Here is an 18277-nt window from a genome sequence, read left to right on the forward strand (position 1 = left end):
CGAAAAGCCCACAGAGCTAATACATAAACACTTCTTCAAACTGTTCTTTATAGCCCTTACTTACGGGAATATGTTTTTGGCAATACAGCGCCACTTTTCGTTCTTTTTTAGAATAACTGAGTATGTGATTGGTATTAATTCCCCAAGAGCGATGCACGCGAACAAAGAACTCCGCATCGGCAAATAAGGTCTCGTAATAGTTGAGTTTTTTAGCTGCTACATAGCGTTTATTATCAATGGTATGTATGATCGAATACATGCGATCTGCTTCAATACAAAGTATGTCTTCTACTCTGACAATTACGTAATCGCTTTTATAAGGAATCGCTATTTTATCTACTTGCTTTTTTTGCTGCTTCAACAGGTCGACCCCAGTATTGGTTTTCTGAAGTCCTCTTCGTTCTTTTACTTTCTCTACGGCTTTTTTTAGCAAGTCAATATCGATAGGTTTTAACAAATAATCCACTGCTGCCACTTGAAAAGCGCGAACCGCATGCTGGTCATAAGCCGTTATAAAAACGACTTCAAAATTTATAGACTCAAAGGCATCGAGCAGTTGGAATCCATTTTGTCTAGGCATTTCGATATCTAAAAAAACGACGTCTGGTTGATGCTTTTGAATTTGTACTACCGCTGTTTCTACGGTGGCTGCCTCAGCAACCACAGTTACTTCTTTACAAAATGCTTCGAGCAAATACTGTAAATTTTCACGAGCGTTAATTTCATCATCGACTAGCACAGCGCGTAACTCTTTCATAATTCTATCGTATATGGGATTCTTAAAACAACTTTAGTACCTTGGTCTATGGGCGCGTAATGAAACCCGATATCGGTTTGGTAATACTCCTTTAAAAGATCCAAACGCTCTTTTATTGCTTTGGTTGAGAACGACTGAGATTCCATGCCGTTGGCCATTTTTATTTCCTTTGCTGCAGTGAGCCCCACCCCGTTATCTTCGATACTACATTCAAAATAGTCGCTCTTTAACTGAAAACAGAGCTTCACCCTTCTCAAACCGCGATCTTTGTGCAAGAGACCGTGCTTGATGGCATTCTCAACAAAGGGTTGAATAATCATGGATGGAATTTTTAATACTGGCATTGCTTCGGTACCAACTATCTGATACTCGAAATTTTCTCGAAACCGCAGCCTTTCCAATTCTAGATATTTCTGCAACAACGCCAATTCTTCCTCCAGATACACAAAACTCTTTTCACTCATATTCAGGTTTTCGCGAATCAATGAAGAAAACTTTGTCAGGTAATCATAAGCCTCTAACTTACTCCCTTTTAACACCAAATTCTGTATTGAATTCATTGCATTGAACATAAAATGTGGGTTCATCTGCGCTTTTAACGATTTTAACTGATAATGAGCCAACTCTGCTTGTTTTCGTTCCTCCAAGTCCTTATAAGCTTCCTCTAAAGCGGTTTTTTGCTCCTGAACAAGCTCATTTGCTTTTGACAATTTCAACTCATTAGCCCTATTTAAGGATTGCGAATAATTCAAAATCACATAGCAACCGACAAATATGGTTAACAATAAAACAGGATTAAAAATTTCTATGGGATAGATTCCGGGGATTATTTTATAGGGCAGGTAATACAACAACCAACAGAGTACTAAAATTCCGATCGTTATTTTGCGGTTGTCAATAAGTATCAGGCCTACTAAAGGGTACACAAAATAAAAATTCTCCATCATACGAGAAGGCTCGATAAAGTTTGCAAATACAAAGGTCACCACAATCAAGGTACTAATAAACAACACTCTTGCTGCCGTGTAACACCTAATTTTTTGCAAGTACAAAACGCCACCTATGGTAGCCAACGACCATATATGCAAGGGAATACTTCGATATAAATTCTGTGAATAAAAAGGATCGAAAATCATAAACACGCCAATAGAAATCATCCAGGTCAAGCAAAACGAATTTAAAAGTTTTACCTTTTTGTGTTCTTGCTTGTGTGTATCGTAAACCCCGATGTTCACTACGGTATGCCAAAATTGCTTTATCCCCATCAATTCAAATTTCTCAACAGCTTTGTGCACCCACAGCTCTACAGTAGCCTCTGGCACAACTAGCTTTGTTTGCAACCAAATAGTTACTGCGAAATACCTTATTCTTTTTAAATAGCACCTACTTCAACTGCTAAAAAGAAAAAAGGACTTTCTAAAAAGTCCTTTTCACTTGCTAAAACATCAAAAATTCTTGACAAATGTCTTACGATTCTTGATAGGTTACTGGTAATTGCTCTAATTTTCTCCCTTGGAAGGTAAATCCACCTACCCCTTTACCATCGGCTTCTAAATCCATATAGGCGGTAAATGGGAAATTCAACGGAGTATAAATATCTCTCGATGGAATGAGTCCCTCTAAGGTTACGATCTGCACATAGGGTTTATAGCCTGTTGCATACACCTTACCACTTACCATTCCTACATAAGGTTTGTTCCCTGGTGGATCCATATAAATATGGACTGTTCCATGTACTTCGTGCGGAGTAGCTCCAGTAGTTAAGTTAAACTTCACGTACGGTGCATTAAAATTTACTTCACTTCCTAAAATTCCTCTTAACGATTTAATTTCTACGGGTGTTTCGGTTGTTGTTGACATACTAATGTTTGGTTAATTTGATTTCCTACTCGTATGGCTTTTCGGATGCCGCCTCGTTTTTTTCAGTGGGTACTGCTCCACCTCATTTTCTGAAAATTAAAGGTAGCTGCATTCCAGAGGCTTTTGAATAAAAATGGAACAAGACGCGGATTTAATGGAATAAAAAAAGGAGTACACTCACTAAAAAAGGCCCCTATACAGAGGCCTTTTCCCTAACATAAACTAGTGGTATATAAGGTTTTTTAATAAAAATCCCTTAATACTCCAAAAGCATAGTCTTCATATTATTCACAACACAGCAGAACTCTTTAAAACACGCTGACAAATTCCTCAGAGTTAGTCAGGTTGTGTACTAAAGAACATCCGTACTGGTTTGTGTAGATATACTTGAATTTACGCCGTGTATTTAACATATAGCGTTTTAACAAAGGTAAGTTGCGGTTGTCAAGTAGCAATAAAAAATGGTACCAGAGCGGTATTACTTGTCATTAATAAAGAAAATTCGAGAAGCACCACAACGCTGTTATCGAAATTCACGCCTATTTCAAGGTTCGCATTTTTTTTATGAAGTCTTTGTATTTATCACTAAGGGTTACCTTGTGGTTCCCCGAAACTAAAATCAAATTATCAGCGGGTACTATTTCTAAGATTTTATCGACATTAACGATAAAATTTCGATGGGTTCTGTAAAACAGTTCATTATCCAATAAGTTCAAAATCTTTGTCAGGGAAATCAAAATGACAAAGCGTTCTTTTTCAGTAATAATATTACAGTATTTTTCTTCGACCTCTATATAAATGATCTCAGAAACGTGAACCTTTTTTAAGCTGCGTCCTTTTTTGATGAATAAATACTCTTCGCTGATAACTGTATCTTCATCATCGCCCATAAACACATCCTGCTGCTCATAAAATTTTTCCATAGCCATTTCCACGGCATACAGTACCTCTAACTCATTAAATGGCTTTAACAAATAGCTATAAGGTTTGGTCAGTTTTGCACGTTCAAATAATTCACGATCTGTCGAACTCGTAAGAAAGACGAAAGGCTTGGTAGCTTGAGGAATGGTCGTAATTGTTTCGGCAAAAGCAATACCATCCGGAACACCGTCTAAAAATATATCGATGATTACGACATCTACTTGGACGCTGTAATACAATTCCAACGCTTGCTTAAAATTCCTCGCCACCCCTGCAATTTCATAATTATTGCGCTCAAGCATGCTGATTAAACCATCGCTTTCGGCAGGAGTATCTTCAATAATAAAAACTCTAACTTTATCCATCGGTATTGTTTAAGGGTAAAGATACAATCATTTTAGTTCCGATCCCTACCGTACTTTGAATATCAAAAATACCTCCATTTTTAGCAATCATCGATTTACAGAGTTGCATTCCTAAGCCCGTACCGATTTTTGATTCGTGTTCTTTTTTTAACAGTAGTTCTTCACCTGACAACAGTTGTAAACGCAAATCTTCACGCATCCCCACACCGGTATCCTCAACGATAAAAGTCCCATATTCAGGCGTAAGCTCTTCCGAATAAATATGAATACTCCCTCCTGAATCAGTAAATTTTATGGCATTATCCAATAAATTACGCAGTACTACTTTTAACGATTCTTGGTCTGCTTTCACATTGAGTTTTCGCGGAATGCTAACGCGAATGGCAAGTCCTTTAGCCTTACAGATGGCTTCGTAATTGAAAACGACGTGCTCAACAATTCGAGCTAGCGGTAATTTACTCGGGTTAAAATAGCCTTGCTTGGTTTGCAGCAGTGCCCAGTTTAACAGATTGTCCAATAAACCATAGGCACCATTTACAATTGCACCATTCGTATCTAACTGTGACTTCACCGCTGTTAGTTCTTCATTCTCTAAACTGATTTGTAGCGTTTCGTTACTGCGCTTTAAAGCATTTACAGAAGCGCGTAAATCATGACTTACTATGGAAAATAATTTGTCTTTGGTCGCATTCATGGTATCGAGTTGCTCATTCTGTTTAGAAATGATGGCTGCGCTTTTCACTTTTTCTCGGTAAAAATACACACCCGTTAAGAGTAAGGAGATAACGGCTAACAACGAATACAAAAAACCATTTCGCTCCGCTATCTTAGCCTTATTCTCAGCCTGAAGTAGCTGAACTTCCTTTTGCTTTTGCTTCACTGCAAACTCCTTTTCTACTTGAGCCACCTCCCAAATCTTATTCTGATCATTCACTGAATCTTTCCAACGAGCTTCTTGTTTTTTATACAACAAGGCTTTGGCAAAATCCTTTCTATTTTCTTCCACCACTGCCATGTTTCTTGCGGTACTTGCTTTAAACTTTGAATTACTAGTTTTCAAAGCCAATCCGTAGGCTTTTCTGAAATAGGGAATTGCCAAATCATCTTTGTATTGCTCGTAGTACAAATTCGCGATATTTCCATACGACTCAATCATGCCCAAGGTATCTTTTCCCTTTTCCACAGAGGCTATGTTTTGCAATAAATATTTTTCCGAGGTCTTGTAATCTTTTAAATACATATAGCAAATACTCAAATTGTACAAAACAAAATCTCTTTCTATCCCCAACAAATCAGCAGCACGCACGTTTTCCAATTTTTCGAAGTAACCGATCGCTTCCTGAATTTGCTTATTCTTTAAAGCTATGGTCCCTTTTAACATAGAAACATTCAATTCAAAAACAAAGGGTAGATAAATGGCATCAAACTCTCGGATAGCTTGTTTCGTTAGATTTTTTTTAAAAAAAGCATAGCCACGCAGAAAATGTGTGTGATTTTTTATTGCTTGACTCACAGGATTCGCTAATATTTTTGACGAATACACCAAAACCGAATCCCATTCATTTTCAAAACAGAACTCTTTTATCTTAAAAAACCTGGGGTTCGAGTCAAACTTTTGAGTATGCTGGTCTATTGCCAGTTCAAAATTTGTCTTCGATTTTTTATCCTGACCAAAAACAGCCATCGCAAAAAACAACAATCCAAAAAACAGCCTAAAACTTTTTTCCATAAAATAAGTTTTAAGCAAATTACATATTTTTAACGGAAAAAAGGCAGGAAAAAAAATCCTACCTTCTTCAATTTAAAAATATCCTTTTCTCTTAAGAACCTCCCATCGGATCTTTTACTGTGGTTACCGTTCCGCGAGAACCTTCTGGATCTTCATCGTAAAAAATCACTTCGACCTCTCTGTTTTCAACTTTATAGGCTTCCACCGTCGAAAAATTGACATTGTAGGCGTAGTAGTCGTTGAACGAACCAGGCGAATTGTCGTAAGCGATATGAAACTCCAATCCTTCTGTATTCGACAGCTCACCAACATTTACCTGAAATTCTATGGATCCATCCCAATTCGGGTCTTTTTTCTGTTTAGCCTCAACATAGGTTTTGGGTACAAATACAACTGCCGAAATCACTATTTGGCATTCGCTATTATAGGTACCTAAAACCATCGGACTCAAAGGTCTCTTATCTAATCTTTGTGTTGAAATAGCAAATTTTACCTCAGCGCCCTTCGTAGCCTTTACAAAAGTCAAAAATTTCCCAGGTACCTGAGTAGCTACTTTATTCGTTTTTACAGCTTCCATACTAGTTTATGTTTTATGTTAATGTTTATGTTATTCTTCCGTAAATTAAAGACAATATTCTAATCTGCAGATAAATTTTGGAATGAAGCCCGATAATACTAGTATGAGGTTTCAAAATTCAAGAATAAAAAACTATCAGTATTAATACGTAATTTTGCAATTACAGTACTTAAGAATTTGAAGACAGAAAAAATAATACTAGGCGTAGATCCGGGAACAACCATTATGGGATTTGGGATTATAAAGGTCGTTGGAAAAAAAATGGAATTTGTTCAAATGAATGAATTGTTGTTGAATAAATACAAGGACCCTTACATCAAGCTCAAGCTGATTTTCGAACGCACTACAGAACTCATTGACACGTATCACCCAGACGAAATGGCCCTCGAAGCTCCTTTCTTTGGTAAAAACGTACAATCGATGCTCAAACTAGGTAGAGCGCAAGGAGTTGCCATGGCCGCCGGACTCGCCAGACAGGTACCCGTTACAGAATACCTACCGAAAAAAATTAAAATGGCTATTACAGGAAATGGGAACGCCAGTAAAGAACAGGTAGCCTTAATGCTCAAATCACTCTTAAATTTAAAAACGCTCCCCAAAAATTTGGATGCTACCGATGGATTGGCTGCCGCCGTGTGTCATTTTTATAATTCTGGACAAAAAATAGGAGGTAAAAATTACTCGGGATGGGCATCATTTATAAAACAAAATCCGAATAAAATTGGATCTAAATAGTTCCGTTTTCTAAGTTCATCATTTATGGCTGGTATTTATATACATATTCCCTTTTGCAAACAAGCCTGTTTCTATTGTGATTTTCACTTTTCTACTTCTTTAAAAAAGAAAGATGCCCTGTTAGCATGCCTTCATAAAGAACTCGAAATTCGAAAAGGTGAATTTGACAACGAAGTGGTCGAAACTATTTACTTTGGAGGTGGTACTCCCAGCTTGCTGTCGACTGGAGAAATCGACGCATTGCTGCGTACCATATATTCCAATTATCAAGTAATTGGAGATCCCGAAATTACCTTAGAAGCGAATCCTGATGACCTTACAGAAGTCGTATTAGCCGAATTAGCTGCCTCTGGCATCAATCGCTTGAGCATCGGGGTGCAATCGTATAACGAAGCGGACCTCGCCTTGATGAACAGAGCACACAATGCTCAGGAAGCTCAACAGTGCTTAACCTTGGCTACGAAACTCTTTGACAATATTACCATTGACCTTATTTACGGGATACCAACCATGTCCGAAGCTGACTGGCGCAGCTCCTTGCAGCGTACCTTTGATTTCGGAATTCAACACATTTCGTCGTATGCGCTTACCGTAGAACCTAAAACGAAACTGGAGCACCTTATTAAAAAAGGGAAATACAAAGAAATTGATGAGACGCTTGCCAAGCAACACTTTGACATACTCGTTGCCGAAACCGAAGCACAAGGATTTGTTCATTACGAAATTTCCAACTTTGGTAAACCCGGTTACTTTTCAAAGCACAATACAAGTTATTGGCAGGGCAAAAAATACCTCGGGATTGGTCCTTCAGCACATTCTTTTAACACCACCCATAGAAGCTGGAACATCGCCAATAATGCCAAGTACATCAAAGCTCTAGAAAAAGATGAGCTCCCTGCTGAAATTGAATTTTTAGAAACCCGAGATCGCTATAATGAATACCTGATGACTGGGCTGCGAACCATTTGGGGTATATCGTTAAACAAGGTCAGCCATGACTTTGGAAACAACTATGTGAAACTACTACAAAACGAAGCTACTCGATTTGTACAACAAGGGGTCTTAGAATTCTTACAAACCGAAAACGACATCATTCTAAAAACCACCCACCAAGGAAAATTTCTAGCCGATGGAATCGCTAGTGATTTATTTAGAATTTAAGTACATTTAGCACATGAAAGCAAGCATAGAGCACCGAACACAATCCTTTACCGTAGATTTATCCAAACCTTTAGACCTCTCTATTTCCGTTGACCCAAAAGCTCCGGGAATTAATGCCTGGTATGTCGAGGACCCGGAAATAACTCCCGTAACACTAGGAGAATGGACAGGAAGTGTTGCCCAAGGTGCTGATGTTAATTTTAATAATATCCAGTTCAATCCACATGCGCATATCACACATACAGAATGTTTAGGTCATATTACTCGCGAGTTCTATTCGATCAACGAGCATCTCAATAAGTACTTTTTTGTTAGTGCTGTAATTTCTGTAATCCCGAGTTTGATGGAAAATGGTGATCGCGTAATTACCAAAGAAACCATAGCTGAAAAAATTGCCCTATTTGACGGAGAAGCACTCGTTATCAGAACACTTCCCAATTCGGAGTCAAAAAAATCAACTCGGTATTCCAATACCAATCCTCCCTACCTAGCAGTAGAAGCTGCTGAGTATATAAAAAACAAAGGCATTAAACATTTGTTAATCGATTTGCCATCAGTTGACAAAGAGAAAGACGAAGGAAAATTACTAGCTCATAACGCCTTTTGGAATACGGCAAACAGCCCTCGGTTAGACGCTACAATTACGGAGTTTATCTTTGTGGATGACCACATTGTGGATGGTAAGTATTTGTTAAATTTGATGGTGGCTCCCTTTGAAAACGATGCGACACCTAGTAAACCGACTTTGTATGCAATGCTCTAACCATTAAGCAGTAACAGTGCAGTCTAAACAATACCTATTCATACCGTGACATAAGGAATACGATGTGTATTTTTGAAAGTTGGAAGTCGTGTTTCTTTTTAGGGACAGCATATCTATTCGGCGCTGTTTACTTTATGTTTCATTACTTCTTTTCGGCACTCTTTTCACAGCAATCATTTTTTCTTTTTCTCGGTGTACATGTTTCTTTTTAGGGACAACTTATCTGTTCGGCGTTGTTTACTTTATGTTTCATTTACACTTCAAAGATACTTCCGACTTCTCGTTTTTGGTGCTGATATTAGCTCAATCGACCATAAGTATCGGTCAGTGGAAAAAAATACCTTTTGAGAGACATTTAGAACCTACAAAAGTAAGATTACTAGTTCCCTCCTAATCAAAACAATGCAAAACTCATACCAAAAAAAACAGCAATTCTACTCGATTCATCGAATGACACCACTAGTCTTGTAATCAACCTCCCAACGCTCCTACAAATTCTCGATACCCCGTAACAAAATCTTTGATATATCGCTTGTGGTCATCTTCGGCCCTATACACCAAATAATGCGTTCGCTTAGTTCCTTGTACTCCCATTTTCTTAAATAGCAACTCGGCGGAAGCTGTAAAATTCTCTAAACACCATTTCGGCAAACACATTACTCCCTTATTTGCCATCACCAGCTCCAATGCTATTTCGGTTAATGGAATTGCGGTGATATTAATAGGCACTACCCCGGCAGGCTCCAAAAAATGCTTGAATAAGGCTACCGAACTCAGCGGATAGGAATGAATCAATATTTCTGTATGCAACAAATCGAGTGGTACGACATACTCTTTGTTACTTAAAACGTGTTCTCTGTGCATGAGTAGGTACAATTCATCTTCGTACACGACTTCACTTTTTAAGTTGATTTGTTCAGACCAATCGGTCACCAACGCCATGTCTATCTCTTTTCCTAATAACTTAGGAATGGGATGATGCGTTGCCTCTAAAGACAACTGAACCTCCACCGTGGGATGTACGAGTTTCATCAGCTGAACAAAAGCTGGAATCCCCTTATAAAACGAATAACACTCAGTACTAAACCGAATTGTACCCGAAGCTCCTGACTGTAAATTTCTCACCTCCGCCAATCCTACATCTATGCGTTCTACTACTTCACAGGCCGTTGTATACAATACCTGTCCTTCTTCTGTCAATTCCCATAAATTGCGTCTCCTCGCAAATACTTTACACTGTAATCGCGTTTCGAGTTCTCGCAATTGGTGACTCAGTGCAGATTGAGTGAGGAATAATTTTTTAGATGAATTAGCTAAATTCCCCTCCTCTGCTATCGTTTTTATCAGTCGTAAATACTTCAATTCCATATTTTCAAAGTTAGTACAAATTACCACAGGAATACTGTGAATATATTTCAACCTAAGCTGCAATATACTCAACGAACTAGCTTTCTTAATCGGTCTCATCTGCAGAGCTTTGTAAAAAAAACTATCATGAACGAACAACAGTTATACTACCGTCAAAAACTCAAATTTGAAATTGACTCTTCCGACTTATTTGACAGCTTGCAAACAGCCTCTGAAATCGTCATTGTAGACACCAGAAAACCAGAATTCTATGCACAAGAACACCTCCCAAAAGCCATTAACCTTCCACATCGATCTATGAATAGTACTACGTGTAACGAACTAGACCCTAGCAAAACCTATGTCTGCTATTGTGATGGTATTGGATGCAATGCTTCGACAAAAGGAGCGTTACAGCTCTCCCTTTTAGGTTTTCAAGTAAAAGAACTCATCGGAGGTCTTGACTGGTGGAAACGCGACGGTTATCCAACGACTACTGAACTTTCAACTGATGCGGAAGCTACAAGTATTCGCTGTGGTTGCTAAAGCGCTACCAACGAATTGCCATTGGTACAGTCAGTTCACGTATCGTGGTGTGTCTAAAAATGCACTGTTATTTAAAACAACTCTAAACAATAAATTGTCAAATGTTTTTTGTCGACCGCATCCTTTTTTTTATAACTTTGAACTTCAATTAAATACGAAATGACAATTTTTTATACATATAAGCAATGTAAGTGGTCTGTAAAATACAGAGACACTCGGGCTATTTATGTATTATAATTATATCAACATAAAATATAACAATATATAAAAGTCCGACTTCACAGTCGGACTTTTTATTTTTATATCACTCTAAAATCAACCAAAACAAGTACTATGAAAAATCTACTAAACAACTATCGCAAGACCTTTGAGGGCCTCTCTAGAGAGGTTTGGTGGCTGGCGCTCATTACACTCATTAACCGTGCAGGGACTATGGTAATTCCATTTTTGTCACTGTACTTGACCAAAAGCCTCGGCTTTACCCTACATCAAGTAGGTTGGATTATGACTGCGTTCGGACTAGGTTCTGTAGCAGGATCGTACATCGGAGGAAAGCTTACTGACAGCATCGGTTCCTTTAAAGTAATGAAGGTAAGTTTACTATTAACAGGACTCTTATTTGTCCTACTTCAGTACATCGACACCTATATGGGATTCATCATCGGAATCTTCGCTGTTATGCTCGTGGCGGACACCTTTAGACCGGCCATGTTTGTCGCTCTAAACGCCTATAGTAAACCAGAAAACAAAACGCGTTCGGTAACCTTAATCCGCTTGGCTATTAATTTAGGATTTACAGCCGGCCCTGCCATCGGAGGGCTTATCATTGCCTCAATTGGCTATCAAGGATTGTTTTGGGTAGACGGAATTACCTGTTTACTCGCCACCCTATTAATGATCAATGTATTACACCCGAAGAAAGCCAAAGTTACGGATGAAGTAGTTATTGAAAATCCGGTATCTGTTTATAAAGATCGTCCCTTTTGGATCTTCTTTTTCGCAATGTTTATGTTTGGGTTTATCTTTCTGCAGTACTTCTCAACCATGCCGCTGTACTACAGAGACGGGCATCAGCTCACAGAACTCTCTATTGGAATCTTAATGGGAATGAATGGTTTTATTATATTTCTACTTGAGATGCCGCTGATTAGTTGGCTCGAAAAAAGCTCGTACTCGAAAACAGCACTTATCTTATTTGGACTCGTGCTGGTAGGATTGAGTTTTGTGGTTCTGAACCTCACAACTTGGTCAGGGGTCCTCGTTATTGGAATGCTGTTTATGACCATAGGAGAAATGATTGCCTTCCCTTTCTCGAATGCCTTCGTCATTGAACGTGCGAAAAAAGGAAAACAAGGAGAGTATATGGCTTACTATAGTATTGCCTTCTCTGCCTCACATATTTTTGGTCATAATACGGGAATGCAACTAGTAAAAGAGATCGGATTCGACAGTACTTGGAATATTATGAGCATCCTTTCAGGATTGGGAGTGTTGGCCTTAATTGCCTTATTATGGGTTTTGAAAAATGAAAAAAAATTCAATCAACTCTTTCATATTTCCACGGTTAATATGAAGAAATCTATTGCCTTTTATCAAGATTTAGGCTTCGAAGTATTCGGAAAAACAACTCCTGAGGTTACGTCGTTAAGGTCGGCAAATGGCAGACAGGAAGTTACTATTCAGAAAGTAATGAATGTCCAACAAACTGAACAAATAAGCGTGGCGACTTCAAAGAAAAAGCTGCAAAAATTACTCGCTTTGGCCGAAAAGAACAACATCGCGCACAGCACCTCAGCAAGTGAAAACGAAGCACAACTCACAGATCCTGACGGCAATCAAATAAAAATCGCCGTCAAATAAAACCACTAAGTCACGGTACGTTTTGCCGTGACTCTTTTTTGTATACTCATGAATTTAAATCAAGTTACCATACCGTCAAGCAATCTAGCCAATGCAGTTTCCTTTTACCAGAAACTCGGTTTCTTGCTCATCGTTGATGCCCTTCCTCGTTATGCGCGCTTCGAATTGCCAAAAGGAGATAGTACCTTTTCTATACACCACGAAACATCCCTCCCTCAAGGAAAGGGAATTACCTTGTATTTTGAGGTTGAAAATTTAGACGCCACCGTCAGTAATTTACGTTCGAAAGGGATTGTATTTCAATTGCTCCCCACCGACCAACCTTGGCTTTGGCAAGAAGCACATTTAAAAGATCCGGATGGAAATCAACTCATTCTTTACAAGGCTGGGAAAAACAGAAAAAATCCTCCTTGGAGAATCAATTAAGGACTGCAAGTTTTTATATTTGCTAAAATCATTAGCTATGAACAAGCGAAAAAGAAAATAATAAGTTCACCTGCTTTTCACAGAGTACGACCGGTAACGACAGGCGCTTTTATACCTTTTAATTTGTAATGCAATCATCGCTGTTGGTAATTTACTTTTTTCAACATCCTAAGGTCAAAGTACAGCAAATTAAAGAATAGGCCCTTACTTCCGAAGTATCATAAAAAGCAATACTAAACACAATAACAACAACAAGGTCCGCAAAGCACAAAACTGCCTAGCGCAAGGCCTAAAAAACTATAAAAAGTACTAAAATGAACATACAAGACGCTCAAAAACAGGTTGACGAATGGATTAAAAATCACGGAGTTCGCTATTTTAACGAATTGACAAACATGGCCCAATTAACAGAAGAAGTTGGCGAGGTTGCTCGAATTATAGCGCGTCGTTACGGTGAGCAAAGTGAAAAGGAAAGCGATAAATCAAAAGATCTCGGTGAAGAGTTAGCCGACGTCGTATTTGTGGTACTTTGTTTGGCCAATCAAACGGGAGTAAACCTACAAGAGGCTTTTGACAAAAAACTCGACCTAAAAACAAAACGCGATCACGATCGTCATCACAACAACGAAAAACTAAAATAAATGAGCCTAGCAAAAAACGTTAAAAAACTAGAATTTTGGAAAAATGTTGGGAAAGTAGCCCTTCCTTTTCTTTTGGTCGTGGTAATCATCACGCTCATCCTCAACAATGCCAGCGATATTTTCTCGGGAGATTTTCAAGCTGTATACGAGTTCAACTTTGCGGACGGTAAATGGAAACGCTTTTGGGCAATGAAAATAGTCGTTAGTTTTTTCTACAGTATTTGGATCACCAACAAAAAAATGGCTTAGTACTATGAATTTAGATTTACACACCACGTCGAGTAACATTCACGCAGACATCCAAATTTCAGGATCAAAAAGTGAATCAAATCGCCTATTGATTTTGCAACAGCTTTATGCTAATTTAGCTATCGATAACCTTTCAGACTCTGACGATACACATCACTTACAAGCGGCTTTGAAGGGCAATGATCTCGTAGCCGATATCGGTCATGCTGGAACTGCCATGCGATTTTTAACGGCATTTTTTGCTACGCAAGAAGGTCAGACAAAAATTCTGCAAGGCTCTGAACGAATGCACAACCGCCCGATTAAAATTCTAGTGGATGCGCTACGCCAAATGGGGGCTCAAATAGAATATATTGAAAAAGAAGGGTATCCTCCCTTAAAGATCACTGGAGCAAAACTCGACAAAAGTACCGTTGCCATCAACGGAAATGTCAGTAGTCAATACATCTCTGCATTGATGCTCATTGCGCCGAGTTTACCGGCTGGCTTGACCATTGAATTATTGGGAGCCATCACTTCAGTACCGTATATTAACATGACCTTAGCGCTCCTCCACCAACTCGGTATTGACGCTGCGTTTGAAGGCCAATTTATCCATATCAAACCTTTACAACAAACCGACGACAAACAACTCGTGGTAGAATCTGACTGGAGTTCAGCTTCTTATTTCTATTCACTTATTGCCTTGAGTGAACTCAACTCAACCGTTAGCCTAAGTGCCTACAATGAAACGAGTTTACAAGGAGACAGTTGCCTTGCCAGTATCTACCAGCATTTTGGAGTGACCACAGTATTTGAAGAGCATCGCGTTATTTTGACAAAAACCGACATGGGTAAAAACACGCCCCTTGTCCTCGATTTAAAAAATGCTCCAGACATTGCTCAAACCATTGCTGTTAGCTGTTTTGGATTAGGAATTGCCTGTGAACTAACCGGTTTACATACCTTAAAAATTAAAGAAACCGACCGTTTAGAGGCCTTGCGTGAAGAGCTTACCAAACTGGGCGCTGATATTCATGTGACGAATGACAGTTTGCACCTAAAGGCAAGTGGGCAAATTAAAGCTGATGTAGCAATTGCTACCTATAACGACCATCGTATGGCCATGGCTTTTGCTCCCCTAGCACTCAAAACTTCACTTACTGTATTGGAAGCCGAAGTAGTCACTAAATCGTTTCGAAACTTTTGGAACGATATGAAAAAAATAGGAATGCATATTCAAGAACACTAAAATAAAAGCGGAATAGCTTGACAACCCCTAGGGCGATATCGTATATTTGCCCTCGTTTAGAAAATTACACATATGAAGTTATCAAATTTTGATTTTGACTTGCCACAAGAATTGTTGGCAGAATATCCTTCAGAGCACAGAGATGAAGCGCGCTTAATGGTTTTAAACCGCGAAAAGCAAACAATTGAACACAAGCTCTTTAAAGACTTGATCAATTATTTCGATGAGGGCGATGTAATGATGTTGAACAACACAAAAGTTTTCCCTGCTCGTATGTACGGTAACAAGGAAAAAACAGGTGCTCGCATTGAAGTATTTTTACTTCGTGAATTAAACGCTGAAAATCGTTTATGGGATGTATTGGTTGACCCGGCTCGTAAAATCAGAATTGGAAACAAATTATTTTTCGGTGAAGACGATAGCCTAGTTGCTGAAGTTATTGACAACACTACTTCAAGAGGTAGAACGCTTCGTTTTTTGTTTGATGGATCTTACGAAGAATTCCGCAAGAAATTAATCTTATTAGGAGAAACTCCGTTGCCAAAATACATCAAACGCGAGGTAGAACCAGAAGATGAAAGTAGATACCAAACTATTTTTGCTAAGCACGAAGGAGCCGTTGCTGCCCCAACTGCTGGACTTCACTTTTCTAAGCACTTAATGAAACGTTTAGAAATCAAAGGTGTAGATTTTGCCGAGATGACCTTACACGTAGGTTTAGGTACCTTTAACCCTGTAGAGGTAGAAGATTTATCGAAACACAAAATGGATTCGGAGCAAATTATCATTCCTCAAAACAGTGTTGATATTGTAAACAACGCCATTGATCAAAAACGTAAAGTATGTGCCATTGGTACTACTGTTATGCGTACTGTAGAGTCATCGGTATCTGCTAGCAAGCGCTTAAACCCATACAACGGATGGACTAACAAATTCATTTTCCCTCCTTATGACTTTAGCATTGCTAACTGTATGGTTACAAACTTCCACACGCCAAAATCTACTTTATTAATGATGGTGTCAGCATTTGCTGGTCACGATTTCATTATGGAAGCCTATGAGGAAGCCGTTAAAGAAAAATACAAATTCTACTCGTATGGTGACGCGATGTTAATCATCTAACAAACTATACGACATACAATTACAACTGGTAATCAACTACTGATTACCAGTTTTTTTATAGTACCTTTGCAATTCTAAGTTTTTAATTAATTCCTTTATACTGTTGAGCAATAAGAAAGATATACGCGCCTTAAGTAAAGACCAATTACGTGATTTTTTTGTCGGGAACAACGACAAAGCTTTCCGAGGAAATCAAGTTTACGAGTGGTTATGGCACAAAGCTGCACACAGTTTTGATGACATGACTAACTTGTCAAAAGCTACGCGTCAGATGTTGGATGAGAATTTCGTGATCAACCACATTGAAGTTGACACCATGCAACGCAGTAATGATGGTACGATTAAAAATGCCATTAAACTTCACGATGGATTGATTGTTGAGTCGGTACTAATCCCGACAGAAACCCGTACAACAGCCTGTGTATCGAGCCAGGTAGGTTGTAGTTTGGATTGTAAATTTTGTGCTACTGCACGCTTGAAACGCATGCGTAATTTAAACGCTGACGAAATTTACGATCAGGTGGTTGCCATTGACAAACAAAGCCGTCATTATCACAACCACAAGCTCTCAAACATCGTGTTTATGGGAATGGGAGAACCGTTGATGAATTACAAAAACGTTATCAAAGCTATTGATAAAATCACCTCTCCTGAAGGGCTGGGGATGGCCGCCAGAAGAATTACCTTATCGACTTCTGGGGTACCTAAAATGATTAAGAAAATGGCTGACGATGAAGTTCGCTTTAACCTCGCTGTTTCACTGCACTCAGCAATCGATGAAGTCCGAACCAGCATCATGCCTTTTAACAGTACCTTTCCCTTACACGACTTAGCAGATTCACTCAAATATTGGTACGAAAAAACCAAGCGAAAGGTGACTTATGAATACGTAGTGTGGAATGGAATTAACGATCGCAAAGAAGATATCGATGCGTTGATTCAATTTTGTAAGCACATTCCTTGTAAGGTAAATCTCATCGAATACAATCCTATCGACGATGGAGAATTCCAACAAGCTTCTGAACGTGCGCTCAACAATTATATTTCTAATTTAGAAATGAACGACATCGTCGTAAATGTACGTAGATCAAGAGGTAAAGATATCGACGCGGCCTGTGGACAATTAGCAAATAAATCATAACCCAAAAAAATAGTAATTCCCGACTAGACTTATTTTATATTCGCAATTTTAAAAATTTCAGTATGAAAAAAGTCATCTTAAGCATGTGCTTGCTTTGCACAGCACTTACCTCTTGGGGACAAGAAACAACGAGCGCTAAGCTCCAAAAACAATTCAAAATCAGTTATCAAATCCTCGCTTTTGAAGCGAGCTATGAGCTGCCCATTAGCGATGCGTTCTCACTAGAAGGAGGTATCGGTATTGGTGCTGGGAACTACGTGCGCCCCACACTCTTAAATTCCAAAGAGCTCGGTGCTGCCCTCTCATTTGAATCTTTCCCTCCACTGCGTTTTCGCACAAAAGCCAAGTACGTTTACAACAGAGAGAAACGCCTAAAAGCCGGAAAAAACATAGCTTACAATTCCGGAAATTACTTGGCTTTACAAAGCTTACTTACCACTGCACAACGCGATGATAGTGATCAAAAAAAACCGGCGAACAACACCTTAATTACCGAAGTACATTGGGGACTACAACGAAGTTTAGGCGGAAACTGGCTATTTAACGTATACGCCGGTATTGGCTATGCCTACGATTTTCATTTTCAACTAGGTAAAATTCACCCGGCCATAGGCTTAGAATTTTCCTACGTTTTGTTTTAGATAAAAGTTTTGTAAAAAACTAGAGCGCTCCTGAAAAAAGGAGCGCTTTTTTTGTTCACCAACCTCGCTATTTTGCCTTTAACGACCCTCCTTTGTAAACTTAAAGAGCTGTAAAAATTGCCCCGTCCATTTTTGTTTAAAGTTTGTACTACATTTTCATTTCAACCTCATAAAGACACCAAAGAAATTAAAAAACAACGCATTA

At 38.8% G+C, this 18277-nt stretch carries 19 protein-coding genes; 12 read left to right on the top strand and 7 right to left on the bottom strand.

Annotated features, from left to right (window positions below; all coding sequences use genetic code 11):
* Positions 1 to 16 precede the first annotated feature (16 nt).
* The 6 genes from ACXAG7_RS16190 to ACXAG7_RS16215 all read right to left on the bottom strand — a co-directional run bounded on the left by ACXAG7_RS16190 (position 17) and on the right by ACXAG7_RS16215 (position 6209).
* The gene (locus ACXAG7_RS16190; protein WP_476667464.1) at positions 17 to 757 is read right to left on the bottom strand and encodes a LytR/AlgR family response regulator transcription factor; all 741 of its coding nucleotides are present in this window, start codon (positions 755 to 757) and stop codon (positions 17 to 19) included.
* On the bottom strand, positions 754 to 2097 hold the full coding sequence (locus ACXAG7_RS16195) for a sensor histidine kinase (protein WP_476667465.1): 1344 nt from the start codon (positions 2095 to 2097) through the stop codon (positions 754 to 756). The genes ACXAG7_RS16190 and ACXAG7_RS16195 overlap by 4 nt, the downstream gene beginning before the upstream one ends.
* 127 nt (positions 2098 to 2224) lie before the next feature.
* A complete protein-coding gene (locus ACXAG7_RS16200) occupies positions 2225 to 2617 on the bottom strand; it encodes a DUF1842 domain-containing protein (protein ID WP_408042750.1) in 393 nt (130 codons plus the stop codon).
* Between the two features lie 539 nt (positions 2618 to 3156).
* Positions 3157 to 3903, bottom strand: a complete 747-nt coding sequence (locus tag ACXAG7_RS16205; RefSeq protein ID WP_408042749.1) for a LytR/AlgR family response regulator transcription factor — start codon at positions 3901 to 3903, stop codon at positions 3157 to 3159.
* The gene (locus tag ACXAG7_RS16210) at positions 3896 to 5632 is read right to left on the bottom strand and encodes an ATP-binding protein (protein ID WP_476667466.1); all 1737 of its coding nucleotides are present in this window, start codon (positions 5630 to 5632) and stop codon (positions 3896 to 3898) included. The genes ACXAG7_RS16205 and ACXAG7_RS16210 overlap by 8 nt, the downstream gene beginning before the upstream one ends.
* A gap of 91 nt (positions 5633 to 5723) precedes the next feature.
* Positions 5724 to 6209 carry a hypothetical protein gene (locus ACXAG7_RS16215; RefSeq protein ID WP_408042747.1) on the bottom strand — a complete coding sequence of 162 codons (486 nt, stop codon included), beginning with the start codon at positions 6207 to 6209 and terminating at the stop codon, positions 5724 to 5726.
* 177 nt (positions 6210 to 6386) lie between these two features.
* Here ACXAG7_RS16215 and ruvC point away from each other — a divergent pair, with 177 nt between their 5' ends.
* The 3 genes from ruvC to ACXAG7_RS16230 are packed head-to-tail and all read left to right on the top strand — an operon-like array spanning position 6387 to position 8868.
* Positions 6387 to 6944, top strand: a complete 558-nt coding sequence (gene ruvC / locus ACXAG7_RS16220) for a crossover junction endodeoxyribonuclease RuvC (RefSeq protein ID WP_408042746.1) — start codon at positions 6387 to 6389, stop codon at positions 6942 to 6944.
* 24 nt (positions 6945 to 6968) lie between these two features.
* Positions 6969 to 8105 carry a radical SAM family heme chaperone HemW gene (hemW, locus tag ACXAG7_RS16225; RefSeq protein WP_476667467.1) on the top strand — a complete coding sequence of 379 codons (1137 nt, stop codon included), beginning with the start codon at positions 6969 to 6971 and terminating at the stop codon, positions 8103 to 8105.
* A 13-nt stretch (positions 8106 to 8118) separates the two neighbouring features.
* Positions 8119 to 8868: a cyclase family protein gene (locus ACXAG7_RS16230; RefSeq protein WP_476667468.1), complete on the top strand. Its 750-nt coding sequence runs from the start codon at positions 8119 to 8121 to the stop codon at positions 8866 to 8868.
* Positions 8869 to 9339: 471 nt separating this feature from the next.
* Here ACXAG7_RS16230 and ACXAG7_RS16235 read toward each other — a convergent pair whose 3' ends face one another.
* Positions 9340 to 10236, bottom strand: a complete 897-nt coding sequence (locus ACXAG7_RS16235) for a LysR family transcriptional regulator (protein WP_476667469.1) — start codon at positions 10234 to 10236, stop codon at positions 9340 to 9342.
* 126 nt (positions 10237 to 10362) lie between these two features.
* On the opposite strand from ACXAG7_RS16235, the gene ACXAG7_RS16240 reads away from it, so the two are divergent.
* The 9 genes from ACXAG7_RS16240 (at position 10363) to ACXAG7_RS16280 (ending at position 18072) form a co-directional block, all read left to right on the top strand.
* Complete coding sequence (locus ACXAG7_RS16240; RefSeq protein WP_476667470.1) at positions 10363 to 10761, top strand: rhodanese-like domain-containing protein; 399 nt, start codon at positions 10363 to 10365, stop codon at positions 10759 to 10761.
* A 333-nt stretch (positions 10762 to 11094) separates the two neighbouring features.
* Positions 11095 to 12621, top strand: a complete 1527-nt coding sequence (locus ACXAG7_RS16245; protein WP_476667471.1) for an MFS transporter — start codon at positions 11095 to 11097, stop codon at positions 12619 to 12621.
* A gap of 48 nt (positions 12622 to 12669) precedes the next feature.
* Entirely contained in the window at positions 12670 to 13047 is a 378-nt protein-coding gene (locus ACXAG7_RS16250) for a VOC family protein (RefSeq protein WP_408042740.1), read from the top strand.
* A gap of 314 nt (positions 13048 to 13361) precedes the next feature.
* On the top strand, positions 13362 to 13688 hold the full coding sequence (locus ACXAG7_RS16255) for a nucleotide pyrophosphohydrolase (protein ID WP_408042739.1): 327 nt from the start codon (positions 13362 to 13364) through the stop codon (positions 13686 to 13688).
* Complete coding sequence (locus ACXAG7_RS16260) at positions 13689 to 13937, top strand: hypothetical protein (RefSeq protein WP_476667472.1); 249 nt, start codon at positions 13689 to 13691, stop codon at positions 13935 to 13937.
* 4 nt (positions 13938 to 13941) lie between these two features.
* Positions 13942 to 15168, top strand: coding sequence for a 3-phosphoshikimate 1-carboxyvinyltransferase (locus tag ACXAG7_RS16265; protein WP_476667473.1), 1227 nt, complete (start codon positions 13942 to 13944; stop codon positions 15166 to 15168).
* Positions 15169 to 15240: 72 nt separating this feature from the next.
* Positions 15241 to 16290, top strand: a complete 1050-nt coding sequence (gene queA / locus ACXAG7_RS16270) for a tRNA preQ1(34) S-adenosylmethionine ribosyltransferase-isomerase QueA (RefSeq protein WP_408042736.1) — start codon at positions 15241 to 15243, stop codon at positions 16288 to 16290.
* A gap of 100 nt (positions 16291 to 16390) precedes the next feature.
* A complete protein-coding gene (gene rlmN, locus ACXAG7_RS16275) occupies positions 16391 to 17431 on the top strand; it encodes a dual-specificity RNA methyltransferase RlmN (protein WP_408043124.1) in 1041 nt (346 codons plus the stop codon).
* Between the two features lie 62 nt (positions 17432 to 17493).
* Positions 17494 to 18072: a hypothetical protein gene (locus ACXAG7_RS16280; protein ID WP_476667474.1), complete on the top strand. Its 579-nt coding sequence runs from the start codon at positions 17494 to 17496 to the stop codon at positions 18070 to 18072.
* Positions 18073 to 18277 lie beyond the last annotated feature (205 nt).

The organism is Tenacibaculum sp. AWR4_210, from assembly GCF_056160945.1.